This window comes from Paenibacillus woosongensis, assembly GCF_009725165.1.
GTDB classification, from domain to species: Bacteria; Bacillota; Bacilli; order Paenibacillales; family Paenibacillaceae; genus Fontibacillus; species Fontibacillus woosongensis.
The window spans coordinates 1-8,401 of the sequence record NZ_WNZW01000025.1 but is presented as its reverse complement, the minus strand read 5'-3'; the positions used below and the strand labels follow the sequence as shown (position 1 = coordinate 8,401).

The following is an 8,401-nucleotide window of genomic DNA, read 5'->3' as shown; positions in this document are numbered from 1 at the left end:
CGCTTTGTTTGCTGTACGCTTTTTTCTTGCTTGAACCAAAAAACAAACGGCACAGGGCTTTTCCTATGCCGTTTTGCATTTCAGTTTTACTCCCGGTCTTGTCTTTGATCTTATCTTAATGACATTGCCCGCAGGGGAACCGCATATCATAAATACCCATTCGCCTGCTACTTGTATTCTAAAATATCTTGCATCTGCTTGGCCAATTCGATATAAGGACCTTCCGATAGAATATTAAAGGCCAAATGGGTTGCGCGCATGCTGAGCAGCTTATCGCCAGGCTGCAGACCGAACTTCTGCCATGTCTGGAGAGGAAGCTTGATATAGCGGTCCTTGCTCAGCAGCACCCAGCAGAACATGCGCTCCTTAAAGGTAACGGCTTGCCCTTCGGGAAGGGAGTGGTTCTGCAGCTCAGGCAAGCTCCCAAAAATCGCCGCAAGCGGCGAATTTGGGATCAAGTCTTTACACACGACACTGAAACCCTTCGCCGTATTCCGGCCCGTCATTAAGATAATTTTGGAGTTCAACGTGATGTTGTATTCCTGCAGGGCTTGATCCGGCAGGCAAAAAGATCCGTCAGGAAGTATTGTACTCCATGCGTAGAAGTACTTCCCGCCTTTGGCGGTTACTGCCATACTTATCATCCCCCGAGAATTAATGATAGCCTGTAGCATCATCATCTCCCAAGGGACAGGAATGGAGATATGACTTTGATCACCTTGACCAGGAAATGAGCCTAGCGATGCACATCCTCCGAGGCTGGGACAGCCGCCTGCAATGATGAGTCCTCAGGTGTAGCGTCCTCCTCCTCGTCCCCCTTCCTGCTGTCCAAATACAATTGATACATGCGCACGATAATGATTTTCGCCATCATATATACGGGAATTGCCAGAATCATGCCCAGAATGCCCGCGAAGTCGCCGGCGATCAATAACAGAATAATTGTGGTCAGCGGATGTATGTTGATCGTCTTCCCATAAATATACGGGGAGATCAAATTGCCTTCGATCTGCTGGGAAACTACGACGATCACGATGACCCAAATCACCATCGATGTAGATTCGGTAAATGCCACGATCACACAAGGAATAGCCCCCAGAAACGGACCAAAGTAAGGGATGAAATTGAACAGCGCCCCGACGATAGCCAGCAGCAGCGGATAAGGCAAACCGATCAGCCAGAAGCCGACAAAACCCATGACAGCCAGCAGTACAGCGCTAATCATTCGCCCGGCAATAAAACCTTTGAGCCCGTTATCGATTTCGTGGATGACCTGCTCGCCGTCACGCCGATAACGCTTTGGAAGCATTCGGGTCAAGGTTGGGGTGACCCGGTCATCCTGCTTCAGCATGTAGTATAGAAGGATTGGCGCCGTTCCTACGACGATGAAGAAATCATTCAGAAAAGTGACGACATGGGAAATCGATTTGGTGGCCGCCTCGATCACGGAGTTGATAGACTCCGTCAGCTTGTTCGATATTTGCTCGTTCTGTTCGCTGAACATGGAGAACAGTCTGGACTGCCGAATTTCATTGAACTGGGCTTGCAGCTCGCGAAGCAGCAGCGGCACATTATTCACAAAATCGGTTACCTGCTTCTGAAGCGGAGGCCATACGACGATCAGAAAGACCGTAACCACGCCAGCAAAAAGCAAATAGATGGCCAGTATGGACAGCATCCGGTTCCAGCCCTTCTGTTCCAGAAACTGCACAATCGGCCGGAGCAAATAATATAAAAATCCCGACAGCATAACCGGCACAATCAGAATATTAATTAAAGTAACGAGCGGAATAAAAATAAAGCTAACCTTGGACAATAATAAAATGATCGTCAGAACCATGATGATTCCAAGGCAAATACGGTAAAAAGGCTTTTGCAGCAAGCAATCTCCTCCCCTTTGGACAGTGTAACATCGCCGCTTGTCGCCTCCTCCTTATTCGGCTGGCAGCGTATCCCATGCCGCATCCAGCAGCCGGTCAAACAGTTCGTCATCCTCTTCGATCCTTGTATCGACGAGCAGGAATTGCTCCTCAATCCCTGGTTCATCCGCATAATGCAAACTGTAGTCCCAATCATCCCCCTTCTTGCTGAAGAACGTAATTTCGTAATTGGCTTTATGCGATGCAATCTTAAATATCGTTTTGCCTATGTAAGTGCCATCCTCCTGCCGTTGCATCTGTGCTTCAACGATGTGCAGTTCCATTCCGACGTCTCTCCTCTGCTCTATTAATTTTGTTGCGAAGAACGGTGTGAATTTTGTTAAAATTGCTCTATAATCGGTATACCTGTGCAAAGCGTCGGCCAAGCCAGAGGCTTGCTCAGCTTTATTTATCGTAACATGTTTTGTTTCAATTTCAAGAAGTCTATATTGAGGTGCATACCAAAGTGCTTAAGCGTAAAAAAAAGCAAGATTCACTATCCCCTGCCAAAGTATTAACTTTTGGATTTACCATTATTATCATCATCGGCACGTTTCTGCTGTCCCTCGGGCCTGCCTCGGCTAGCGGGCAGAGGCTCGCTCTGGTGGACGCATTCTTTATGGCGACGTCGGCCGTCTGCGTAACCGGGCTGGTTGTGGTTGATCCGGCGACGCAATTTTCGCTGTTCGGCGAACTCACGTTAATCATTCTTACCCAAATCGGCGGCTTGGGATTTATGACGATGGGAACCTTGATCGCTCTCGCCTTCAACCGGCGCATTTCCCTGCGCGACCGCCTGGTGCTTCAGGAGGCGATGAAGCAGAACACGCTGGAAGGACTCGTCTCACTGATTCGGCGGGTGGCGATATACTCCTTTGTCATCGAATCGGTCGGAGCTCTGCTGCTAGCCATAAGATGGTCTTTCGATATGCCTCTGGGTCAAGCGCTCTATTATGGAGTATTTCACAGTATTTCAATTTTTAATAACGCAGGGTTTGATTTATTCGGAGCGGTACATGGTCCTTATAGCGGACTTTCCGCTTACGTTAGCGACCCCTTTGTCAATATTGTAGTCATCGTCCTGATCGTGCTTGGCGGCATCGGCTTCATCGTATTGGCGGATTTGCTGTCGTTCCGCACAACCCGCAGGCTGTCCTTGCATTCCAAAGTCGTGCTCACCGTATCAGGGATTCTTATCGTCGTCGGTTCGCTGCTTATTTTTGTGATGGAGGTGTTCAAATCTCCCGGTTTTCAGGAGTTGCCGCTGACGGATCAGATTTTTGCAGCGGTATTCCACTCTGTGAGTGCACGTTCCGGCGGAGTGTCGACCCTAAGCGTGTCGGACATGCAGCAATCGACCCAGTTCCTGCTTCTGCTGCTGATGTTCATCGGGGCCGCACCAGGCTCTACAGGAGGCGGAATCAAAGTAACCGTGTTCGCCATCCTCATCGGCGCAATGTATTCCATGCTGCGCGGCAAAGAAGATATTGTATTCTTTCGCAAACGCCTGTCCAAAGAGTCCATTCTGCGGGCGATCACGCAGACTTGGCTGGCTCTGTTTCTTGTGATCATTACTGCCATGATCCTATCCGCCGTAGAAGACCGGGCCTTTCTCGCGCTCCTATTTGAGACAACCTCGGCGTTCGCGACCTCCGGCCTTAGCCTGGACGTGACGACGAAGCTGACAGATTTCAGCAAAGTGGTGCTCGGACTCGTGATGTTCCTCGGCCGGATTGGACCGCTGACTCTAGTATATGCTTTGACCCCTAAATCCAAAAAGGAGCTGTTTCGTTATCCAGAAGGCGATTTCATCATCGGATAATGGAGCCATGCCTAGGACTTGCCCGCTTCCTTGGATACACTTTCCGTTTCGTAGTACAATATAAGGTAGCTAGAATTATCTATGTCACTATGGAGGAGTTACAAATATGACTGATTTCGATCTGAAAATGCAGAAATATGCGGAGCTGGCCGTCAAGATTGGTGTTCAAATCCAGAAAGGGCAGAATCTGATCATTAATGCGACAATTGATTCCGCTGAATTGGTCCGTCTGATCGTGAAGGAGGCTTACAACGAAGGGGCCCGCTTTGTGAAGGTCAATTGGAGCGACGATACGGTTACCCGCCTGCGCTATGATATGGCTGCGGACGAATCCTTCCTCGACGAGCCAAAATGGTATGCCGGGGAAATGCTGGAATTCGTAGAGAATAACGCAGCTGTGCTGCATGTCATCTCCTCAGATCCGGATTTGTTGAACGGAGTACCGACGGAGCGCCTGACCAATCACCAGAAAACCTATTCTAAAGCGATGACTAAATATCGCCAGCTGCAAATGGCTAACTTCTTCACCTGGTCAATCGTTGCCGTCCCTTCCAAAGCATGGGCTGCCAAAGTATTTCCGGATCTGCCGGTAGACCAGCAGGTTCCTGCGCTTTGGGAAGCGATCTTCCGCACCGTACGCGTAGACCAGCCCGATCCGGTCGCGGCTTGGAAGGAGCACATCGCGAACCTGAGCCAGAAAGCGGATTACCTCAATCGGAAGAAGTTCCAGAAGCTGCATTATGTCGCTCCAGGAACGGATTTGACGATCGAGCTTCCGGCTGACCACTTATGGGTAGCTGCAGAGAGCGATAACGATAAAGGCGTCAGCTTCCTGGCGAATTTGCCTACCGAGGAAGTATTCACCGCCCCGCTGAAAACTGGTGTCAACGGCACGGTATCCAGCACGAAACCACTGAGCTACAGCGGCAATATCATCGATAAGTTCTCCTTGACCTTCGAGAACGGCAAAATCGTCGGCTACAAAGCCGAGCAAGGCGAAGCCACCTTGAAGCAGCTTGTAGAGATGGATGATGGCGCAAGCTACCTCGGTGAGGTAGCTTTGGTACCGCACGGATCGCCAATTTCCCAATCCGGCCTTCTGTTCTACAATACCTTGTTCGACGAGAATGCCTCCAACCATTTGGCCATCGGCGCGGGGTATGCCTTTACGCTGAACGGCGGTACGACCATGTCGCAGGAACAGCTGCAGGAAGCTGGCCTGAACCAAAGCCTGGTTCATGTAGACTTCATGATTGGCTCAGGAGAAATGGACATTTACGGCATTTCGTCAGACGGCGAACAGGAGCAAATTTTCTCCAAAGGCAATTGGGCGATCTAATCTTTCGCCATTTGAACGAAAATAGAGCCAAGCCGGCGCATCTTTGCGCTTGCTTGGCTCTTCGCTTCTTGGTCGCTGATTCGCTTATCAATCGAGAATCATTGCGACCAATACAGAAATGACAATAACGGAAGCGGCGTACATCACCGTAAGCCCTACGATATTTTTCGTCGTCCGCTTATCATAATTGGGGTTACCTGTCCGGTTTTGTTTAGATGTCCCCACCCATAGCGTCCCTATTCCTGCGATAATGACCAGAACGATAATAACAGCATACATCCAGCTCACGATTGGTTACCTCCTCTGCAGCATCCTGCATTGATTATGACAAATGTCTCAGGCTTCGGCAATACGTTTTGCACGAAATCGCTCGATAAGGATAGCCGATATGCTAAGAATCAAGAGCAGGGCGACGAACGCGGACAGCATCCAGGCGGATGTATCCGCTCCGACGACGTCCATGCTTTTGCCCATTGCGAGCGGCAGAGCCGCCCCTCCTGTCCCCCCTGCAGCGATAAGGATGCTAGGTGTAGACTCCTCTGCCCCAGGTAGCAGCTTGCTGGCGAATACAAGAGCGATCGAGAACAGCCCAGACATAAACAGTCCGAACAGCAAAATAAGAACGAATATTACAGATAACTGCCCAGTAATGGCAAACAGCGATATGAGCACCAGGCTAGCAGCGCAGCTCCACAGCACATAACGGCCGTAGGAAATGCGCTCTGCAATGACCCCGCAGAATACGCGGCCTAGTGTCATGGCCATCCAGAACAGAGTAACACTGAGCGCAGCAGTCGATTTGTCGGTCCCCAACTTCTCTATTAGCAGGGATGGCAGAAAGTTAACAAAGCTCATTTCCGTACCGACGTACAGGAAGAAGAAGATCGTAAAGACGGCAAGCAGCAGCCCCCGTACTCCCTGGTACTGTGCTAACAGTGTCCCTTTCTTCTCCCGTTTGGCTTCCTTCGCATTCAGCAAATCGTTTAATTCTCCAAAGTCGCTCTTCATCCAGGCCAGCAGCATCAGCAAAGCCGACAAAGCGATAAAAAGGAAGGAAAAACGCCACATTTCCGTCCGGATCAGCCAGCCGGCGATCAGCGGCATGACCAAAGCGCCGACCCCGAAAAATACCTCGAGCTTGCTCATCGCAACGGCCGTGCCTTCTTTTACCGCTACGATAATCAGCGTGCCGATGACGGCTTCAATCATGCCAAATCCGAATCCGGCGACCGTCCCGACTACATACATCCATTCCCACGGAAGCAGCATTGTGTAGCAAACTTCGGCGATGCAAAGCATCCCTGTCGCGATGATCAGCCCAGTTCTTTTACCAAAATTGGATATAAGCAGCGGTGAAACAAGCACCCCTACCAGAAATCCGGCAAACTGCGCAAAAATAAGGCTTCCGCCGGCCGTGTACTCTTTGCCGTAATGCTCAAGCAGGTTAGGCATAATCGACCCGACGACGACATGCGCTAGACCGATGAGCAAATATGCCCAACACCCCATCCAAATTAAGCGTTTCATGTTAAATGCTAAACTCCTCTCCCGATGCACCTATTTAATATGTATGACATCCAACTACTCTATTGTAGATTAAAGTAACAGGCGCGTCATCACCCTGCCGATGAACAACTGAAAGATTCACAATTCAGTGTAAGTTTTCATGTAGAGGGAAAAGATTCCTCTTCCGCCAAAAATCATGTAGAATGCATATAGATGAATATGAAAACCGTTAGGGGAACCGGAGAGGAGAAAATCATGTCGGAACGCCTGAAATGGTTGCTCGTCGCTGATTTTTACGACTTAGCCGAGAGCGTTCAGGAAGAAATTTATTATGCTTTCTACGATCTTGTCTATGGATCAGTTTATTATATGATCAAAGATCATCAAACCAGCGAAGATATTATACAGGAAGCTTTCCTTAAAGTCGTTGCGAGCAAGCCTGCCTTCGACAGTGAAGTCGGGATGAAATCCTGGCTGAAAGTCGTTACGCGGAATACGGCCATTAATTTTTTAAGAAAAAGCAAAAAGTACCGTAACCATTTGGATGCAGATAGTGTTTATATAGAAATAGATCCATTCATCAACCCCACCGGCTCCGTTGAGCAAATCGTGGAAACGAAACTAATGGAAGAAGCCATCATCGATTACTTACATAAACTTAAGCCGGAATACCGATTACTGATGGAATACCGCTGGAAGCTGGGGCTGAGCTACAAAGAAATCGCCGAAAGGCTCCATATTAGCGAAGATGTTGTCAGACAGCGATTGCACCGTACGCGAGAAGGAATCAAAAAAATGCTGTATAAAGAGTGGGGTGACCATATTGAAACGAAGCAGTCCCCGCGAACCCGTATATCCCGCGGAGTTTAACATATTGTTTGATGAAGCCTTCGACGAGGCAACCAAGCAGCTTCCTCCCTATATCGACGCTTATAAGCAACAATCCTGGAATGCAATACAGCCGAAGCTCATGAAGCAGGCTAGACGCCGCAAACGCTGGAAATGGCTGCGACGTTACGAGGTCATTGCTTTGGTTGCGGCATTTATGCTGTTTAGTGCAATTCTGTTCACGCCGCCAATCGTGACGGAAGCAGTTTCCCCTATCTATCAGGAATTGAGAAGCTGGGGCAACGGCATGAGCCAGATCATTTTTGGCAAAGGGCGGCAGCCGGACGAAAGCGGCGTAACATATGCGCTGAATGCTTCTTATGACGAGGCAGACGTCAGCCAGCCGCCATGTCCGAAAGTATTTCCGTTATCCATGAAGACGCAGCTGAACGATTTACGGGAGAGCCTCCCTTTTTCGCTACCTAAGATCACCTATATGCCTAGAGGATATAGGTTTAATTCGGCAGAACCGATTACCGGAAAGGGCTCTGCCCTTGATCCCGCGGTGAACGGACAGATCGAAGGCGTATATTTGCTGTTCGAAACGCGGCACAACCAGCAATTGACCATGATGTTCAAGACGCTGAAGGAAGACGAGATCATCCGCATGCCCTATGAAGAGAACATTGAGACGGTGACCTTGAACAATGGCACCATCGCTTATTTTACTCCAGGGAAAACGGCACAAATTACCTTCATGATCGGCGATATCTACTTTATGGCTGCAGGCGGTATGGATAAAGAAGAACTTTTGAAAATCGCAAATGGTTTGAATATATAAGAAAGGGTACCCTCACGGGCAATGTCATTAAGTTAGGGCGCAGATCCAAATATCGTGAAAAGAGCAGGTTATCGAAAAGATAGCCCGCTCTTTTTTTGCATGCAAAAGAAAAAAGGACTTGACAAATGGATGGAAGTGTGTGGCGA

The 8,401-nt window shown here is 49.1% G+C and carries 9 protein-coding genes; 4 read left to right on the top strand and 5 right to left on the bottom strand.

Annotation, left to right across the window (positions count from 1 at the left end):
• Positions 1-167: 167 nt before the first annotated feature.
• The 3 genes from GNP95_RS25400 to GNP95_RS25390 form a co-directional block, all read right to left on the bottom strand.
• The gene (locus tag GNP95_RS25400; protein ID WP_230874011.1) at positions 168-644 is read right to left on the bottom strand and encodes a hypothetical protein; all 477 of its coding nucleotides are present in this window, start codon (positions 642-644) and stop codon (positions 168-170) included.
• A gap of 92 nt (positions 645-736) precedes the next feature.
• Positions 737-1,882, bottom strand: coding sequence for an AI-2E family transporter (locus GNP95_RS25395; protein ID WP_230874010.1), 1,146 nt, complete (start codon positions 1,880-1,882; stop codon positions 737-739).
• A gap of 51 nt (positions 1,883-1,933) precedes the next feature.
• A complete protein-coding gene (locus GNP95_RS25390; RefSeq protein ID WP_155613600.1) occupies positions 1,934-2,203 on the bottom strand; it encodes a hypothetical protein in 270 nt (89 codons plus the stop codon).
• Between the two features lie 140 nt (positions 2,204-2,343).
• On the opposite strand from GNP95_RS25390, the gene GNP95_RS25385 reads away from it, so the two are divergent.
• Together GNP95_RS25385 and GNP95_RS25380 are read left to right on the top strand one after the other, a co-directional pair.
• Positions 2,344-3,741: a TrkH family potassium uptake protein gene (locus GNP95_RS25385; RefSeq protein WP_155613599.1), complete on the top strand. Its 1,398-nt coding sequence runs from the start codon at positions 2,344-2,346 to the stop codon at positions 3,739-3,741.
• A gap of 106 nt (positions 3,742-3,847) precedes the next feature.
• On the top strand, positions 3,848-5,080 hold the full coding sequence (locus GNP95_RS25380) for an aminopeptidase (RefSeq protein WP_155613598.1): 1,233 nt from the start codon (positions 3,848-3,850) through the stop codon (positions 5,078-5,080).
• Positions 5,081-5,167: 87 nt separating this feature from the next.
• On the opposite strand, the gene GNP95_RS25375 is transcribed toward GNP95_RS25380, so the two are convergent.
• Together GNP95_RS25375 and GNP95_RS25370 are read right to left on the bottom strand one after the other, a co-directional pair.
• Positions 5,168-5,359, bottom strand: a complete 192-nt coding sequence (locus tag GNP95_RS25375; protein ID WP_155613603.1) for a hypothetical protein — start codon at positions 5,357-5,359, stop codon at positions 5,168-5,170.
• A gap of 57 nt (positions 5,360-5,416) precedes the next feature.
• Positions 5,417-6,607: an MFS transporter gene (locus GNP95_RS25370; RefSeq protein ID WP_155613597.1), complete on the bottom strand. Its 1,191-nt coding sequence runs from the start codon at positions 6,605-6,607 to the stop codon at positions 5,417-5,419.
• Positions 6,608-6,799: 192 nt separating this feature from the next.
• On the opposite strand from GNP95_RS25370, the gene GNP95_RS25365 reads away from it, so the two are divergent.
• Together GNP95_RS25365 and GNP95_RS25360 are read left to right on the top strand one after the other, a co-directional pair.
• Entirely contained in the window at positions 6,800-7,456 is a 657-nt protein-coding gene (locus GNP95_RS25365) for an RNA polymerase sigma factor (RefSeq protein WP_230874009.1), read from the top strand.
• Complete coding sequence (locus tag GNP95_RS25360; protein WP_196427319.1) at positions 7,401-8,255, top strand: DUF4367 domain-containing protein; 855 nt, start codon at positions 7,401-7,403, stop codon at positions 8,253-8,255. Before GNP95_RS25365 ends, GNP95_RS25360 begins: the two co-directional genes overlap by 56 nt.
• Positions 8,256-8,401 lie beyond the last annotated feature (146 nt).